Below are 16,604 nucleotides of genomic sequence, written 5' to 3'. Positions count from 1 at the left end.
GCCGACCCGGGCCTCCAGTCCGTCCGCCAGAACCGGCGCGAGCCGGTCGTGGCAGCGTGGACCCCGTCGTCCGGACCGGGCGACGGGACAGGAGGACGTCGATGTGGTTCGAACGCGACGAGCGCGGTGTGCACTCGGTGGGCATGGGAGCACCGGCGCTGCGGCAGCGCTTCGCCCCGGAGACCCTCGCCGCACTCGAGCAGGCCTCCCGCGCTGAGCTCGAGCAGCTGCACGACGCGATGGCCGAGCTCGAGGCGGACGTCCTGGTCGTCTACGACCCCGAGGACGACACGATCGACTACGCCGAAGAAGACCGGTTCCGCGGGATCCCCCTCCCCCGGGACGCAGGGTTCCCAGTCGTCACCGGCGATCTGACCGCCGGACTCACCGAACACGTCGAGCGCCTGCCGCTGCGCTGGCGGCTGGACGGCGTCGCGGTGGCGTTCGAGATGGTGGGCACGCTGCTCGCGCCGCACTGGAAGCGCGAACGAGCCCGACGGACGGCGACCTGGCGCGCGACGGCACGACGCCGGCGCAGCGGTTCCCGCTCGGCACGACGCCGCTGAGCGTCCGGCCGCAACGCCGAGGCGGCTTCCGGCGATGTCGGCGCCCCGTGCGACGATCGGAACCGTGCCGTTGAACTTCACCGCGATCGACTTCGAGACCGCGAACAGCTCGCCCGCCAGTGCGTGCTCCGTCGGACTCGTCAAGGTCCGTGCGGGCCGGGTCGTCGACCGGGCGTCGTGGTTCATCCGCCCGCCGTTCGGACACGACGCGTTCCTCGAGTGGAACACCCGGATCCACGGGATCGTCGCCGAGGACGTCGTCCGCGCGAAGACGTGGGAGCAGCAGTACCCCGACCTCGTGGCCTTCGCCGAGGGTGACGTCCTGGTCGCGCACAACGCTCGGTTCGACATGGGCGTCATCGCCGGTGGCTGTTCGGCCACCGGCATCGACCTCGCCGAGCACCACTCGATGTGCTCGCTCGCGGTGGCCCGCAAGACCTACACGCTCGACTCCTACCGACTGCCGGTCGCCGCGATGGCCGCCGGGTTCGAGGGCTTCCAGCACCACGACGCCGCAGCCGATGCCGAAGCGTGCGCCGCGATCGTCATCCACGCTGCCGGCCACCACGGCACCGACACGGTCGAGGCCCTGGGGGCAGCGACCCGCGTGACGATCGCCCCGGTCCGGGCCCGTGCCGAGAAGCCCAAGGCCTCGACGCCGCAGCCGCGGCTGTCGAACCGCCCGATGGTGTTCGCCGACTGAGCTGACAGAGCTCGCCGAGCCGGCCGACTCGGCCGATCCGGCCGAGTCGGCCGATCCGAAGGTCCCTGTCGCGCCCTCGACCGCGGCACTACGCTCAGCGCATGGCTGCGCCCACCACGATCGAACGCGAGACCGTCATCACGGCTCGCGCCGCGGACATCACCCCGTACCTGGCAGACCTGCACCGCTGGGTCGAGTGGTCGCCGTGGGAGGGGCAGGATCCCGCGCTGCAGCGGACGTACACCGGCCAACCGGGGACGGTCGGCTCGACGTACGCCTGGAAGGGCAACCGCAAGGCCGGCGCCGGGTCCATGGCGATCACACGGGTCGATGCCACCGAGGTCGACGTCGACCTGCAGTTCACCGCACCGTTCAAGTCGTCGAGCGCGGTGGCGTTCCGGTTGCACGAAGCGACCGACGGCACGCGGGTCGTCTGGTCGATGACGAGCCCGCAGAACCTGATGTCGCGCGTGATGGGGGTGTTCGTCAACATGGACAAGTTCCTCGGCGGCGACTTCGAGAAGGGCCTCGCCAAGCTGAAGGCCGCGGTCGAGCACTGACGGGAGTGGCACACCGGGGAGCAGGGCACCCGGTGGTATTGTCACGACAATCCCTCGGCATCGATGCCGAACCCGCAATTCCCCGAAGGACCGCGATGACCAACGAAGGCCAGCTGCCGTCCGACCTGTTCATGGACCTGGACCGGTCGGGTCCCATGCCCCTCTACTTCCAGGTGGCCTCGCGCATCGAGGAGTCGATCCGCTCCGGCGTGATGCCTCCCGGCGCCCGTCTCGAGAACGAGATCGCGCTCGGCGAGCGCCTCGGGCTGTCCCGCCCGACGATCCGCCGGGCGATCCAGGACCTCGTCGACAAGGGCCTGCTCGTCCGCCGCCGCGGCATCGGCACACAGGTCGTGCACGGCCCGGTGACCCGCAAGGTCGAGCTCACGAGCCTGTACGACGACCTGGCCCAGGGATCACAGGCACCGGCGACGAAGCTCCTCGAGCGCAACGACGTCCCTGCCTCGGACGAGGTCGCCGCAGCCCTGAGCATCGAGCCCGGCACGATCGTGGCGCACATCCGCCGCGTGCGGTTCGCCGAGGACGTCCCGATGGCGATCCTCGAGAACTACCTGCCGCCGGAGTTCCTCGAGATCACCGACCAGGACCTGCAGGACCACGGGCTCTACCAGCTGCTCCGCGGTCGCGGCGTGACGATGCGGGTGGCGAAGCAGCGGATCGGTGCCCGCGCGGTGACCGACGAAGAGGCCGGTCTGCTCGAGATCGAGGACGGCGACCCCGTGCTCACCATGAGCCGCACGGCGTACGACGCCTCGGGCCGCGCGGTCGAGTACGGCGTGCACTGCTACCGCCCCGACCGCTACTCGTTCGAGGTCACCCTCGTCGACAAGTAGGCAGTTCGTGCTGCCCGCGTGACGTCGAGGTTCCACGAACTGCCGCGTGCGTGACGCCGAGGTTCCACGAATGGCCGCCGGACGCCTCGAGATGCCGAGATTTCGGAACCTCGGGACCGGCAGACGGAGCGAGCGGGCGCAGGACACGGAGCGGACGGACAAACCCCCGCTCAGGCCGGTGCGGGCACGCCGAGCTCGCCGGTCACGTACTGTGCACGGCCGAAGCCGAACGACCAGTCCTGCGGGCCGTTCTCGACGTAGCCGATGAAGACGTCCTCGGACGCGACACCGACCGCCGCCAGGGCGTCGTGGATCGCCGCGTACAGCGTCGTCTTCGCCTCGTCGGTGCGCCCACGCTGCGTGAAGACCTGGATCATGACGACGCCCTCGGTGCGCTCGAACCCCAGGCCGGCGTCCTCGGCGATGATCTGCTGCGCCGGGTGCTCGGTGATCACCTGGAACCGGTCGCGCACGGGGATCGCGTACACGTCGACGATGGCCCGGTGGATCGCGTCGGCGATGGCGCGCACTGCCTGCGGCGTGCGGCCGGTGGCGAGGTCGATACGGACGAGCGGCATGGTGCCTCCTGCAGTTCGGGACTTTGTCCTGACAAACTAACATGGATCGAGACGCAGCAACAGACGGACTGGAGGCGCAGCGCCAGCTGGCACCGCGCCTCCCGTCCGTCGTCCGCGACCGTCTAGAGCACGGGGGTCGCCGCCGCGTAGGTGAGCGGTCCGTCGACACGCGCGACGTCGTGCCACGCACCGTCGGCGAGGGACGCTTCCGCCGCCTCGACGATGGACGCAGCAGCCAGCCCGTCAGCGACCGACGGGGCGAGCTGCTCCCCGCGACGGACGCTCGCGATGAACTGGGCGGCCTCGATCGTCTTCAGGTCGTCGTAGCCCATGGCCGTGCCGGCGCCGGGTTGGAAGCGCGCGAACTCGCCGTCACCCGCGGCGACGTAGTGCGTGGCGTAGCCGTCGACCTCCTGGCCGTCGAGGTACACCTCGAGCTCGTTGAGACGCTGGAAGTCCCACCGCACCGAACCCCTGGTGCCGTAGATCTCGAGCGTGTACTCGGCGTGCGGCCCCCGCATGACACGGCTCGAGTCCATGGTGCCGACGGCGCCGTCCTCGAAGCGGAAGAGCAGGGCTGCGTAGTCCTCGTTCTCGACGCGGCCGAGGTCGCCGGTGGCGGCGGCGCTCCGGTCGACGATGCCCGCGGCTGGCTTCGGGCGCTCCTGGATGAAGGTCTCGGCGAGCGCGCTCACACTGGCGATCCGGCCGACGACGTACTGCGCCAGGTCGAGGCCGTGCGACAGCAGGTCGCCGAGCACGCCCGAACCGGCACGCTCCCGCTCGAAGCGCCAGGTCAGCGGCGCCGCGGGGTCGGACGAGTAGTCGGCGAGCAGCGAGCCGCGCACGTTCGTGATGCGACCGAGGCGGCCGCTGCGGACGAGTTCGCGCGCCCGCTCGATCGCGGGGGCGTGCCGGTAGTTGAACCCGACGCTCGTGATGACGCCCGCGCGCTGGACGGCCTCGTGGATCTGCCGGGAGTCGCTGGCGTAGCGGCCCATCGGCTTCTCGATCCAGAACGGCTTGCCGGCCTCGGCAGCGGCGACCGCCATCTCGCGGTGCAGGAAGTTCGGCGAGCAGATCGACACGACGTCGACGGCTGGGTCGGCGAGGACCTCGTGGTAGTCGGCGACCGCCCGCTCGTAGCCCAGGCGGGTGACGGCCTGGTCGCGTGCGGCCTCGATCGGGTCCGCGGCGACGACGAGCCGGGGCTGCACGCCGAGCTCCGGGAAGTGGTCCGGCAGGGCGCGGTAGGCGCGGGAGTGCAGCCGCCCCATCCAGCCGACCGAGATGAGGCCGACACCGATGCTGTCCATGGGAACTCCTTCGTTCGTGGGCGCCGATTGGAGCGCGCCAACCATCGTACGGGATTGCTCGTGGTTTGTCAGTACAAAGACCGTGAGCAGAAGACGTCGGGTCACCTGGGGCGACCCGACGTCTTCTGCTCACGAAGTGACTCGGCTCAGTTCGGCGGGAAGATGATGTCCCGCACCAGGGCGTCGAGCTGCGCGTCGGCGTCGAGGAACTGGCGCAGCGTCGTCACCGTGGCCCCGAACCGGTCGAACTCGTCGATCGTCATGCCGTCGACGTCGTACCCGCGCGCGAACTCGGGCGTCGCCGCGCGCAGAGCCGCGATGACGTCGGCCGGCACCTCGTCGTGGATGGCGTCCGGACGGAACGGGAACGCGTTCGCGTTGATGTCCTTCGTCCACTGGAACGGCGGCGAGACGACGAGGTCCCCGCCCTGGAACTCCGACCACTGCAGGGCGTTCCGGAAGGCGGCGACGAGCACGCGCGACCGGAAGCCACGCTCCTGGAACACCCGGTAGGCGTTCTTCACCGCGGCGACGCCGGCCCACTCGAGGATGCCGGGGTCGACCATGACGTGGTCGCGCTTGACGACGGTCTTCAACCAGTCGTCGAACCGGCCGGCCATCAGCGTGACGACGTGACCGAACTCCTGGTCGGGCAGCCCGTCGGCGGCACGACGGTCGAGCGCGCGCTCGATGGCCTCACCGACGGCGACGACCTGCGGCACCGTGAACGACACCGTCGCGTTGATCGAGACCCCGCGGTAGGCGGCCTCCTCGATCGCGGCGATGCCGACCTTGGTGGCGGGGATCTTCACGATGATGTTCGGGGCGAGCTGCGAGAACCGCACGGCCTGCTCGACCAGGGCGTCGGCGTCGCGGTGGAAGCGCGGGTCGGTCTGCATCGACAGGCGACCGTTGCGGCCGCCGGACGCCTCGAACGCGGGCAGCAGCTGCTCGGCCGCCGCGATGGAGAGCTCCTCGACGGCCTTCCAACCGATCCAGGACTCCCCCGCGGTCGGGTGCTCCGCGGCGATCTCGCGGATGCGCGGCACCCAGGTCTCCGGGTCCTGCTTGATGCAGGTGTACGCGATCACCGGGTTGCAGGTCGCCCCGACGGCGCCGTACTCGTGGATCGCGGTGGACAGTTCGCGCGGGTCGGCGGAGTCGTTCCACAGGGCGGTCACGGTCTGCGACGCGGCCTGCAGTGTGACGGGTCGGACGTCGGCGTCGGTGGTCGCCGGCGACGAGAGGGTGTCGGTCATCGTGTGAGTCCCTTCTTGATCGTGTCGAGCTGGAAGCGCGAGACCTGGTCGGCGTTCTCGTCCTCGGCGAAGACGCTCGACACCGCGACGGTGTCCTCGCGCGCCGTGAAGCCGACCCGGTCGAGGGCGGCCCAGAAGGCGTCGAAGTCGACGTCCGCCTGGCCGACCGGCAGGTGCTGGTGCACGCGGACCGGGTTGCCGGGCGGGTTGGTGATGTAGCGCAAGCCGTGCGACCGGTGGTGGTCGTACGCGTCGGCGACGTGCACGAGCTGCAGCGAGTCGCCCGCGGCGTCGATGATCTCGTCCATGTTGCCGCCGTAGTGGAACGTGTGGCAGGCGACGTAGACGAAGCCGATGCTCTTCGAGTTCAGCCCGCGGATCACCCGGAGCGCCTCGAGCCCGTCCTCGACGAAGTCGTCGGGGTGCGGGTCGATGAGGACCCGGATGCCCGAGTCCTCGATGATCGGCAGGAGCTCCTCCATCGCCCAGTGGAACTGGTCCTCGGACTCCTCGGCACGCTCGGGGCGGCCGGAGAACTCCGTGTTGATCGTGTCCACGCCCAGGCGCTTCGTGATCTCGATGACCCGCTTCCACTTCTTGACGGCGGCCTCGCGGGCCTCCTTGTCCGGGCCGGCCCAGCGCAGGACGGGCAGGACCGACGCGACCTGGACCCCGGCCGTCGTGCACGCCGCGGCGAACGCGTCGACGAGGTCGTCGTCGGCCGTGGGGTGCCGGTAGAAGGGGATGAAGTCCTTGTGCGGGGTGAGCTGCAGGTACTCGTAGCCGAGGTCGGCCACCTTCTGCGGGAACTCCAGCAGCGACAGGTCGTGGTGGTACGGCGTGGGGTCGAGTGCGATCTTCGGCATCGATCAGGCCGTCTCGTAGAACGCGGGCTTCGCCGTGGCGTACGTGATCGGCTCGAGCGCACCGGACTGTTGCGCACGCACGGCGACCTCGGCGACGACCGAGGCGGTGTACCCGTCCCAGGCGCTCGGGCCGTCGATGCCACCGGTGCGCGCGGCGTCGACCCAGCGCTGCACCTCTTCGTCGTACGCGGCACCGAAGCGCTCGACGAACGACGGGGTGACGCCCTGGCCGGAGACGCCTTGCGACACGAGGTTGAGCGAGGTCTCGCGACCGATGTACGCGACACCGGACTCGAACACCGCGTCGGTCGTGACCTGGTAGCCGAACTGGGCGTTCACGTTGATCTCGACGATCGCCATGGTGCCGGACTCGGTGGTGAACAGCACGAACTGCGGCTCGGGCAGGTCGGCTGGCGCGAGCGAGTTCTTGCGGGGCTTCTTGACCTCGACGCTCGTGATCGCCTCGCCCGCGATGAACGGGATGATGTCGATCTCGTGGATCACCGAGTCGTGGATGAGCATCGACTCGCTGAAGTTCGGCGGCGTGGTCGGGTTGCGGTGCGCGTGGTGCAGCGCGAGCAGGGCGCCGTTGGCCCCGGACTCTCGCAGCGCGCGCAGCTCCTGGTAGCCCTTGTCGAAGCGGCGCATGAAGCCGACCTGGATCTTCGGACGGTCGGACGTCGCCTGCTCGAGCTCGACGATCCGCAACGAGTCCTCGGCCGAGGTCGTCAGCGGCTTCTCGCACAGGACGGCGAGGCCGCGCTCGATCGCCGGCACCAGGACCGGCTCGTGCAGGAAGCCGGGCGTCGCGACGATGACGGCGTCGATCGGGGTGGCGTCGAGCGCCTCCTCGAACGATGCCGCGGTGATCGCGCCGGGCGCCTTCGCCGCGGCGGCGGTCGCACGGCCGGTGTCCGGGTCGACGATCGCGACGACGTCGGCGCCGGCGATGGTCGAGGTGATGCGACGGATGTGGTCGCTGCCCATGGCGCCCGCGCCGACGACGGCGACGCGGAGGTTGTCAGTGGTGCTCATGGCGGTGCTCCTGGGGTAGATGACGCTGCGTGGACGGCTGCGGGGGCCGGTCAGGACACGCGAGCGGCGGACGTGGAACCGAAGATGTGCTGGAAGGTGCGCTCGGCGATCGGGCCGGGGGCGTCGACCGAGCAGCCGTACATGTCCTGCTCGACGATGCCGAAGATGTCCGGGTTGATCTTCGCGACCGCCTCGATGATCGGGCCGAGCTCCGGGGTGCCGTGCGGCGGCTCGGTCATGATCCCCTGCGACACGGCGGTGGCGAACGGCACGTCGTTCTTCAGCACGTCGAACAGCAGGTCGGTGTCGACCTGCTTGAGGTGCAGGTAGCCGATGCGCTCCGGGTGTGCGGCGATGAGCTTGAGGTTGTCGCCGCCGTAGTACGCGAAGTGGCCGGTGTCGAGGCAGAGGTTCGTGTACTCGGGGTTCGTCACCTCGAGGAACCGCACGGTCTCCTTGTAGGTGCCGACGTGGCTGTCCGCGTGGGTGTGGAACTGCTGGTGGACGCCGTACTCCTCGAGCAGCGCCTTGCCGAGCTGGTCGTGCCCCTTGCCGAGGCGGTCCCACTGCTCGTCGGTCAGGGTGCGCGACTCGAGGACCTCCTCCGTGGCGTCCGAGCGCCACAGGTCCGGGATCGTCACGAGGTGCTGGGCGCCGAGCTTCGCCGCCAGACCCGCGACCGCCACGGCCTGGTCCCAGGCACGCTGGAACTGGTCCTCGCCCTTGTGGAACCCGGTGAACACCGTTCCGGCGGACAGCTTCAGCCCGCGCGACTCGAGCTCGTCCGACAGCTGCGACGGGTCGGTCGGCAGGTAGCCGTACGGTCCGAGCTCGATCCACTCGTACCCGGCTGCGGCCGCTTCGTCGAGGAAGCGCTTCCACGGCACCTGCTTGGGGTCGTCGGGGAACCAGACGCCCCAGGAGTCGGGAGCGGTGCCGATCCGGATGGCGTCGGTGGCGGTGGCGGTGTCGGTCATGACGAGAGTCGTCTGCTTTCTGGATGTGGTGCGTGTGGTGGACGGTGGTGCTCAGCCGAGCAGCGGGCGCTGCGCGGCGACTTGCTGCTCGTACTCGGCGCGGGCGGTCTGCGTGCTCGACAGCGTCGAGGTCTGCGCCACCGGCACGTCCCACCAGCCGTCGCCCTCGGGGGCGTAGACCAGCGGGTCCGAGTTGATGTGCACGAGGGTGGTGTGGTCGTTCGCCTTCGCCTGGCGCACCGCGGCCTTGAGGTCCTCGATGCTGTCCGGGCCGGGCTGGACCTCGATCACGTCGACGCCGTACGACCGCGCGTTCGCCGCGAGGTCGACCGGCAGCGGGTCGCCGTTGTCGAACGACTGCGTCTCGTCCAGGTAGCGGTACTTCGTGCCGTAGCGCTCGGACCCGACGGTCTCGGACAGGTGCCCGATCGACGCGTACCCGTGGTTCTGGATGAGCACGACGATGATCTTGATGCCCTCGGCCACGGCGGTGACGAGCTCGGTGTGCAGCATGAGGTAGCTGCCGTCGCCGACCATGACGATCGCGTCGCGGTCCGGGGCGCCACGACGGACGCCGATGCCGCCGGCGATCTCGTAGCCCATGCACGAGAACGCGTACTCGACGTGGTAGCCGAGGGCGTCCTGCACGCGCCAGAGCTTGTGCAGGTCGCCGGGCAGCGAGCCGGCCGCCTGGATGACGACGTCGCGCGGGTCGGACACCGACTGCACGGCGCCGATGATCTCCGGCTGACCGGGCAGGTCGGCGCCGGACGGCGCGAACGCGCCGTCGACGGCTGCGTCCCACGCCTCCTTCAGCGACGCGATCTCCGCAGCGTAGGCGGCGTCGACGACGAACGCGGGCTCTGCGGGTGACGACCCGGAAGACGCGAACACCGCGGTCAACGCGACCAGGGCCTCCCGGGCATCCGCGATCAGCGGCAGCTGCGAACCGTGCTTGTACGCATCGAACGCGGCCACGTTGACGTTCACGAACGTGACGTCCGGGTTCTGGAACGCGGTCCGCGACGCGGTCGTGAAGTCGCTATAGCGCGTGCCGATCCCGATCACGACGTCCGCCTGCGCGGCGACCGCGTTCGCGGCGGCCGTGCCGGTCGCGCCGATGCCACCGAGGTACTGCGGGTGGTCCCAGACGAGCGAGCCGCCGCCGGCCTGCGAGGTACCGACCGGGATGCCGGTGGCCTCGACGAAGGCCGCGAGCTCGTGCTCCGCGCCGGAGTACAGCACGCCGCCGCCCGCGACGATCACCGGACGCTGGGCGCCCCGGATCGCGGCGACCGCACGCGCCAGCGGCCCGTGCTCGGGCAACGGCCGACGGATGTGCCACTCGCGCGGCTGCAGGAACGCGACGGGGACGTCGAACTCCTCGGCCTGCACGTCCTCGGGCAGGGCGATGGTCACGGCACCGGTCTCGGCCGGGTCGGTGAGCACGCGCATCGCGGCGAGGGCGATCGAGAACAGCTGTTCGGGGCGCTCGACGCGGTCGAAGTAGCGCGACAGCGGACGGAACGCGTCCGTCACCTGGATCGAGGTGTCGTGCGGCAGCTCGATCTGCTGGAGCACCGGGTCGGTGGTGCGCGTCGCGAACGTGTCCGACGGCAGCAGCAGAGCGGGCAGGCGGTTCGTCGTCGCGAGCGCCGCAGCGGTGAGCATGTTCGCGGCGCCCGGGCCGACCGACGCCGTCGCTGCGAAGGTCGCACGGCGGCGGTGCATGCGGGCGAAGCCGACGGCCTCGTGCACCATCGCCTGCTCGTTGCGGGCCTGGTGGTACGGCAGCAGGCCGGGCTGCTCGACGTGGAGCTGCTTGATGGCCTGTCCGACGCCGGCGACGTTGCCGTGCCCGAAGATGCCGAAGATCCCCGGGATGGTGCGTTCGCGGACGTCGCCGTCGACGGTCCACTGGTTCGCCAGGAACTCGACGAGTGCCTGGCCGACGGTCATCCGGCGCGTCGCGCCGGCTTCGCGCGTGGTGGTGGTCACGCGGACTCCTTCTCGTAGGGCAGGCGCGGGTCGAGCTGCTCGCTCCCCCAGGCCTGGCGGACCCAGCCGTGGGCCGGGTCGTCGGTGATGTTCCAGACGCGCTCCGGGTCGGGCCCGGCCATCACGTTCAGGTAGTACATGTCGTAGCCCGGAGCAGCGACGGCGGGACCGTGCCAGCCGTGCGGCACCAGCGCGATGTCGCCGGTGCGCACTTCGCGGAACTCGTCGATCGGACGGTCGTCCGAGGCGTAGGTCCGGTGCAGGGCGAACGGGTCGGCGGTGGCCGGAGCGGAGAGGCCGCGTGCGACCGCGGACTCGTAGTAGTAGATCTCCTCGAGGTTCGACTCCTCGCCCGGCACGTTGGTGTCGTGCTTGTGCGGCGGGTACGACGACCAGTTGCCGGCCGGCGTGATCACCTCGCACACGATGAACTTGTCGGCGTCGAGGGCCGCCGGGGTGCCGAAGTTGTGCACCTGGCGGCTGGACTGCCCGGCACCGCGGAGCTCCACCGGCACGTCCTGCCGGGCCACGTACGTGGTCGGCTTGACGGTGTCGGAGGGCGCCTCGGCGACCGCGAACCGGCCTGCGCCGGTGATCGTCGCCGCGGTGCCCGATCCGAGGTACAGGACGTCGGTGGGGCCCTCGAAGACGTTCGCGCGCCCCTGCAGGGCCTGCTCGCCGTCCCCGGCAGCGCCCGCGTAGGTCACGTGGAACGACCCGGCGAGCGGCACGACGATGCGCTCCACGGCGTCGGCCGGGAGGCGCAACTCGCGCGTGCCGGTCGGGTCACCGTCCGTCAGGGTGCCGGTCCGGAGCCCGGTGTGCGCCCATCCTGCGATGCGGCCGTCGACGACGTCGGTCCAGCCGGCCTCCGGCCGGCTCCCCTTCGGGATGAACCACTGCTCGTGCTCGTGCTCGTGCTGTTCGTTCGCCATGCTGCGGCTCAGTTGTTCGACGGGAAGCCGAGGTTGATGCCGCCGTGCGACGGGTCGAGCCAGCGGCTCGTGATCGCCTTCTGGCGGGTGAAGAAGCTCACGCCGTCGGCGCCGTACGCCTTGTGGTCACCGAACAGCGAATTCTTCCAGCCGCCGAACGAGAAGTACGCGACCGGCACGGGGATCGGGACGTTGATGCCGATCATGCCGACCTGCACGTCGCGCTGGAAGCGACGGGCAGCGCCGCCGTCGTTGGTGAAGATGGCGGTCCCGTTGCCGTACGCACCTGAGTTGATGAGCTCGAGGCCCTCTTCGTACGTGGCGACGCGGACGACGCTCAGCACCGGGCCGAAGATCTCCTCGGTGTAGACGCGGCTCGTGGTGGGGACCTGGTCGATCAGCGTCGGGCCCAGCCAGAAGCCGTTCTCGTCGCCGTCGGGTCGGACGGTGCGGCCGTCCACCACAACCACCGCACCGTCCTGCTCTGCGACCTCGATGTACGAGGCGACCTTGTCACGGTGCTGCTTCGTGACGAGCGGGCCCATGTCGCATCCGCGACGACCGTCGCCGATGCGCAGGGTGGCCGCGCGGTCCTTGATCTTCTGGATGAGCTCGTCGGCCACCGGCTCGACGGCGACGACGACCGAGATCGCCATGCAGCGCTCACCGGCGGAGCCGAAGCCCGCGTTGATGGCGTTGTCCGCGACCAGGTCGAGGTCGGCGTCCGGCAGCACCAGCATGTGGTTCTTCGCGCCGCCCAGGGCCTGCACGCGCTTGCCGTGCTTCGTGCCCGTCTCGTAGACGTACTGCGCGATCGGCGTGGAACCGACGAACGAGATCGACTCGACGTCGGGGCTCGTGAGCAGGCCGTCGACGCTCAGCTTGTCGCCGTTGAGGACGTTGAAGACACCGTCGGGGAGACCGGCCTCGGAGAACTTCTCGGCGAGCCAGATGGCGGCGCTCGGGTCCTTCTCCGACGGCTTCAGCACGACGGTGTTGCCCGCGGCGATCGCGATCGGCAGGAACCACAGCGGCACCATCGCCGGGAAGTTGAAGGGGCTGATGATGCCCACGACGCCGAGCGGCTGCCGGATCGAGTACACGTCGATGCCGGTCGAGACCTGGTCGGAGAACTCGCCCTTGAGCAGGCTCGGGATGTTCGTCGCGAGCTCCACGACCTCCTGCCCACGGGCGATCTCACCCAGGGCGTCGTCGATGACCTTGCCGTGCTCGCTCGTGATGATCTCGGCGAGCTCGCCCTTGTCGCGGTTCAGGATCTCGCGGAACGAGAACAGGATCTGCTGGCGCTTGGTGAGCGACAGGTTGCTCCACGCCGGGAACGCCGCCTTGGCGCTCGCGATGGCGGCCTGGATCTCGTCCTCGTTCGCCAGGGCGACCTGCTTCGTCGCGACGCCCAGGGCCGGGTCGTACACGGGGGCGCTGTTGCCCGACGCGGACTCGACGTGCTTGCCGCCGATCCAGTGGCCGACGGTGGTGGTGGCGGTCTCCGTGGTGGTCATGCGTTGCTTCCTTCGAGTGTGGTGGCGTGTTCGTGCGTGGTGCCGGCGTTCCCGGTGCCGGCGCTCCCGGTGTGGACGAGGCCGGCGGCGACGTCGACCGCGGTGGCGACGTCGCCGTCCGGCGGGTAGAGCAGGGTCCGACCGACGACCAGGCCGCGCACGCCGGGGAGTGCGAGGGCGTCGGCCCACTTGGCGTACGTCTCGAGCGGCTTGCTCGACGGGTCGCCACCGAGCAGCAGCGTCGGCAGCGTCGTCGCCGCCATCACCCGCTCCATGTCGTCGACGACCGGGATCTTGAGCCAGCTGTAGGCGCTGGACTCCCCCAGGCCCGCGGCGATCGCCATCGAGGTGATGACGGCGTCGGCGGTCAGGTCGTTCACGACCCGGCCGTCCTGCCACGCGGACATGAACGGCTCGAGCATGATCGGCAGCTGGAGTGCGGCGGCCTCGCTCACGGCGCGGGCCGTGGCCTCGAGCGTCGGGGCCGTGCCCGCGTCCTCGAGCGCGATGCGCACCAGGAGCTTTGCGAAGTCGAGCCCGGAGTCCTTGATGGCCTGCGCCGAGTAGGCGGTGTAGCGGTCATCCATCTCGAACGTCGCGCCGCGCAGCCCGCCGCGGTTCATCGACCCGACGACGACCTTGCCGTCGAGGGCGCCGAGCAGTGCCAGGTCCTCGAGGATGTCGGGCGTCCCGAGCACCCCGTCGACGCCGGGGCGACCGAGCGCCGTGACGAGCCGCTCGAGCAGGTCGTAGCGGTCGGCCATGGCGGACTCGTCGTTCCGGACCGCCAGGGCACCGCGGGCCGGGTGGTCGGCGGCGACGATGAAGAGCTTGCCGTCGTCGGCGAGCAGGGAGCGCTTGTGCCGAGCGTCGAGCACGGACCGCACCAGTTCGGGCTGTCCGGCGCGGATGTCCCGGAGGCGCTGGAAGTCAGCGGGGCTGATCTCAGGCATGGGTCTTCTCCTCGGTGTTGGTCGCACCCGCGCTCGTGTGCGTCGTTCCCTCGGCGGGGTTGTCGGTCAGGAACTGCTCGATCTCGTCGCTCGTGGGCATCGCCGTCGAGCACTCGAACCGGGTCGCGACGATGGCGCCGGCGGCGTTGCAGAAGGCGAGGATCCGCTCGAGGCCCCAGCCCTGCAGCAGGCCGTGGGTCAGCGCGCCGCCGAAGCCGTCGCCCGAGCCGAGCCCGTTGACGACGTCGATGTGGTGCGGGCGGAACTCGACGAACTCGTCGCGGGTCTTCGCCAGCACGCCCTTGGGGCCCTGCTTGACGATGGCGATCTCGACGCCGCGCTCGAGCAGGGCGTCGGCCGCACGGACCGGGTCGGTCTCACCGACGGCGACCTCACACTCCTCGCGGTTGCCGACGGCGACCGTGGCGTGCTCGAGGGCGACGGCGACCTCGCGCGTCGCGGCCTCGGGGCTCGACCAGAACATCGAGCGGTAGTCCAGGTCCAAGACGGTGTGGTTCTTTGTGCTGTTCTGCGCGGCTGTGCGCGCTTCGTACGCGACGTGGTGTGCCTGCCGGCTCGGCTCTTCGCTCAGGCCGGTCACCGTGGTCCAGAAGATCTTCGCCCGCTCGATCTCGTGCAGCGGCAGCGACTTCGCCGTGATCATCAGGTCCGGCGCCTTCGGGGCACGGTAGAAGTACAGCGGGAAGTCGTCCGGCGGGAAGATCTCGCAGAACGCGACGGGGGTGTTCAGCCCCTCGACCGTCTCGACGTAGGCGTTCGCGACGCCGAACTCCGGCAGGGTGCGGGCGATGTACCGGCCGAAGGGGTCGTTGCCGGTGCGGGTGATGACCGCGGCGTCGGCACCGTGGCGCGCTGCGGCGATGGCGACGTTGGTCGCGCTGCCGCCGACGGACTTCGAGAACGTCGTGACGTCTTCGAGCGGGCCGGTCTGCTGCGGGTAGATGTCGACGCTGACGCGTCCCATCGTGATCACGTCGTAGGCGTGGGGAGCGGGGTTCGTCATGCGACGTGGTGGACCTTCCGTGCGGCTTCATCGGCGGACGTTCACGACTGTACACCGTGTTTGCCCTAATGTCATGACATGGTTTGCCGGGCTGGTCCCGCCGGGCCGGTGGCCGCGTCGCTGCGCCAGGAAACCCGGGATCGGTGGGCCGGGAGGCCCGGTGTCGGTGGGTTCTGCCAGGGTCACGACATGCAGATCCTCGCCCTGGTCATCGGTCTCGTGATCGGCATCGCCGTCGGTGCGGTCGTCGCCTGGTCGCTCGCGCGGTCGCGCGCCGGCGTCGACGCCGCAGCGTCGCGCGCGAGCGCCGAGGCACTCCGCACGCGGCTCGACGAGGTCCGGCGCGACGCCGAGGAACGCCTCGACGCGCAGGACGCCCAGTACCGCCGACAGGTCGACTCCCTCGAACGGCGCGCGGCCGAGCTCGAGCACCTCGTGCAGCGCATGCACGGCGCCGACTCGGCCCGGAACCAGAACGAGTCGAAGGTGCTGTCCGCCCTCAGCCCCGTCGCGCAGACCCTCGACGTCATGCGCACGAAGATCGCCGAGCTCGAGCAGTCCCGCAGCGAGCAGTACGGCGCCCTGTCCGCGCAGCTCCGGTCGGCCGCCGAGTCCGAGGAACGCCTGCGCGCCACGGCCGACACCCTGGCCAGCGCCCTGTCGTCGAACAGCACCCGCGGGGTGTGGGGCGAGACGCAGCTGCGCAACGTGGTCGAGGCGGCCGGGTTGCTCGAACGGGTCGACTTCGACGTGCAGTCCTCGGTCACCACCTCGGCCGGCACCGCCCGGCCCGACATGGTCGTGCACCTGCCCGGTGGCAAGACCATCGCCGTCGACGCCAAGGTGCCGTTCAGCGCCTACCTGCAGGCCGCCGAGATCCCGGCGACCGCAACCGGCGCCGAGGGGGCTCGCCGCGACGCGCTCATCGGGCAGCACGTCAAGGCGCTCCGAGCGCACGTCGACGCCCTGGCCGCGCGCGAGTACTGGACCGGGTACGACGCCTCCCCCGAGCTCACCGTCGCCTTCATCCCGTCCGAGTCCCTCATCTCGAGCGCCCTCGCCGCCGACCCCGGACTGCTCGACCACGCCTTCCGCAAGCGCATCGCCCTCGCCTCACCCGTGACCCTGTGGTCCGTGCTGAAGACGGTGGCCTTCTCGTGGCAGCAGGACGTCGTCTCGCAAGAAGCGCACGAGCTCTTCCGCGTCTCGCGCGAGCTCTACGGCCGGCTGTCCACGATGGCGGGGCACGTCGACAAGCTCGGTCGTTCGATCCGGGGCTCCGTCGTCGACTACAACCGGTTCGTGGGGTCGCTCGAGCGGCAGGTGCTGCCGAGTGCACGGCGGTTGTCGCTGCTCGACGAGTCGAAGGTGATCGCGGACCCGGCATCGATCGAGGACGAGCCGCGGTTGCTCACGGCGCCGGAGCTGGTGGGGGCGGTCGACGAGGACTGACCGGCCGC

16 protein-coding genes are annotated in these 16,604 nt (G+C 70.4%); 5 read left to right on the top strand and 11 right to left on the bottom strand.

What is annotated here, in order from left to right:
- Positions 1 to 101: 101 nt before the first annotated feature.
- From EDF40_RS03505 to EDF40_RS03490, 4 genes are all read left to right on the top strand, one after another.
- Positions 102 to 566 carry a hypothetical protein gene (locus EDF40_RS03505; RefSeq protein ID WP_123340674.1) on the top strand — a complete coding sequence of 155 codons (465 nt, stop codon included), beginning with the start codon at positions 102 to 104 and terminating at the stop codon, positions 564 to 566.
- 64 nt (positions 567 to 630) lie between these two features.
- Positions 631 to 1,269: an exonuclease domain-containing protein gene (locus EDF40_RS03500; protein ID WP_123294211.1), complete on the top strand. Its 639-nt coding sequence runs from the start codon at positions 631 to 633 to the stop codon at positions 1,267 to 1,269.
- Between the two features lie 101 nt (positions 1,270 to 1,370).
- Positions 1,371 to 1,829 carry an SRPBCC family protein gene (locus EDF40_RS03495; RefSeq protein ID WP_123340673.1) on the top strand — a complete coding sequence of 153 codons (459 nt, stop codon included), beginning with the start codon at positions 1,371 to 1,373 and terminating at the stop codon, positions 1,827 to 1,829.
- A gap of 95 nt (positions 1,830 to 1,924) precedes the next feature.
- Positions 1,925 to 2,683, top strand: a complete 759-nt coding sequence (locus EDF40_RS03490) for a GntR family transcriptional regulator (RefSeq protein WP_123294141.1) — start codon at positions 1,925 to 1,927, stop codon at positions 2,681 to 2,683.
- Between the two features lie 170 nt (positions 2,684 to 2,853).
- Here the strand turns inward: EDF40_RS03490 and EDF40_RS03485 are convergent, their stop codons facing one another.
- The 11 genes from EDF40_RS03485 to iolC form a co-directional block, all read right to left on the bottom strand.
- Complete coding sequence (locus tag EDF40_RS03485; protein WP_123340672.1) at positions 2,854 to 3,261, bottom strand: tautomerase family protein; 408 nt, start codon at positions 3,259 to 3,261, stop codon at positions 2,854 to 2,856.
- 122 nt (positions 3,262 to 3,383) lie between these two features.
- The gene (locus tag EDF40_RS03480) at positions 3,384 to 4,577 is read right to left on the bottom strand and encodes a Gfo/Idh/MocA family protein (protein WP_123340671.1); all 1,194 of its coding nucleotides are present in this window, start codon (positions 4,575 to 4,577) and stop codon (positions 3,384 to 3,386) included.
- Between the two features lie 146 nt (positions 4,578 to 4,723).
- Positions 4,724 to 5,836 carry a transaldolase family protein gene (locus tag EDF40_RS03475; protein ID WP_123340670.1) on the bottom strand — a complete coding sequence of 371 codons (1,113 nt, stop codon included), beginning with the start codon at positions 5,834 to 5,836 and terminating at the stop codon, positions 4,724 to 4,726.
- On the bottom strand, positions 5,833 to 6,702 hold the full coding sequence (locus EDF40_RS03470; RefSeq protein ID WP_111084937.1) for a sugar phosphate isomerase/epimerase: 870 nt from the start codon (positions 6,700 to 6,702) through the stop codon (positions 5,833 to 5,835). The genes EDF40_RS03475 and EDF40_RS03470 overlap by 4 nt, the downstream gene beginning before the upstream one ends.
- A 3-nt stretch (positions 6,703 to 6,705) precedes the next feature.
- Positions 6,706 to 7,737 (bottom strand): Gfo/Idh/MocA family protein, encoded by a 1,032-nt coding sequence (locus EDF40_RS03465; protein WP_123340669.1) that lies wholly within the window; start codon positions 7,735 to 7,737, stop codon positions 6,706 to 6,708.
- Between the two features lie 50 nt (positions 7,738 to 7,787).
- Positions 7,788 to 8,714 carry a sugar phosphate isomerase/epimerase gene (locus EDF40_RS03460; protein ID WP_123340668.1) on the bottom strand — a complete coding sequence of 309 codons (927 nt, stop codon included), beginning with the start codon at positions 8,712 to 8,714 and terminating at the stop codon, positions 7,788 to 7,790.
- Between the two features lie 51 nt (positions 8,715 to 8,765).
- On the bottom strand, positions 8,766 to 10,673 hold the full coding sequence (iolD, locus tag EDF40_RS03455) for a 3D-(3,5/4)-trihydroxycyclohexane-1,2-dione acylhydrolase (decyclizing) (RefSeq protein WP_123340787.1): 1,908 nt from the start codon (positions 10,671 to 10,673) through the stop codon (positions 8,766 to 8,768).
- A gap of 35 nt (positions 10,674 to 10,708) precedes the next feature.
- Entirely contained in the window at positions 10,709 to 11,647 is a 939-nt protein-coding gene (iolB, locus tag EDF40_RS03450; protein ID WP_123340667.1) for a 5-deoxy-glucuronate isomerase, read from the bottom strand.
- 8 nt (positions 11,648 to 11,655) lie between these two features.
- Complete coding sequence (locus EDF40_RS03445) at positions 11,656 to 13,167, bottom strand: CoA-acylating methylmalonate-semialdehyde dehydrogenase (RefSeq protein WP_173169470.1); 1,512 nt, start codon at positions 13,165 to 13,167, stop codon at positions 11,656 to 11,658.
- A complete protein-coding gene (locus EDF40_RS03440) occupies positions 13,164 to 14,120 on the bottom strand; it encodes a class I fructose-bisphosphate aldolase (protein WP_228510613.1) in 957 nt (318 codons plus the stop codon). Before EDF40_RS03440 ends, EDF40_RS03445 begins: the two co-directional genes overlap by 4 nt.
- Positions 14,113 to 15,144, bottom strand: a complete 1,032-nt coding sequence (gene iolC / locus EDF40_RS03435; RefSeq protein ID WP_123340666.1) for a 5-dehydro-2-deoxygluconokinase — start codon at positions 15,142 to 15,144, stop codon at positions 14,113 to 14,115. Before iolC ends, EDF40_RS03440 begins: the two co-directional genes overlap by 8 nt.
- Positions 15,145 to 15,333: 189 nt before the next feature.
- Here iolC and EDF40_RS03430 point away from each other — a divergent pair, with 189 nt between their 5' ends.
- Positions 15,334 to 16,596 carry a DNA recombination protein RmuC gene (locus tag EDF40_RS03430; protein WP_123340665.1) on the top strand — a complete coding sequence of 421 codons (1,263 nt, stop codon included), beginning with the start codon at positions 15,334 to 15,336 and terminating at the stop codon, positions 16,594 to 16,596.
- Positions 16,597 to 16,604 lie beyond the last annotated feature (8 nt).

Source organism: Curtobacterium sp. PhB170, assembly GCF_003752345.1.
GTDB lineage: Bacteria > Actinomycetota > Actinomycetes > Actinomycetales > Microbacteriaceae > Curtobacterium.
Note: the sequence above shows the minus strand (reverse complement) of the source record. Positions and strands in the feature narration are given on the sequence as shown.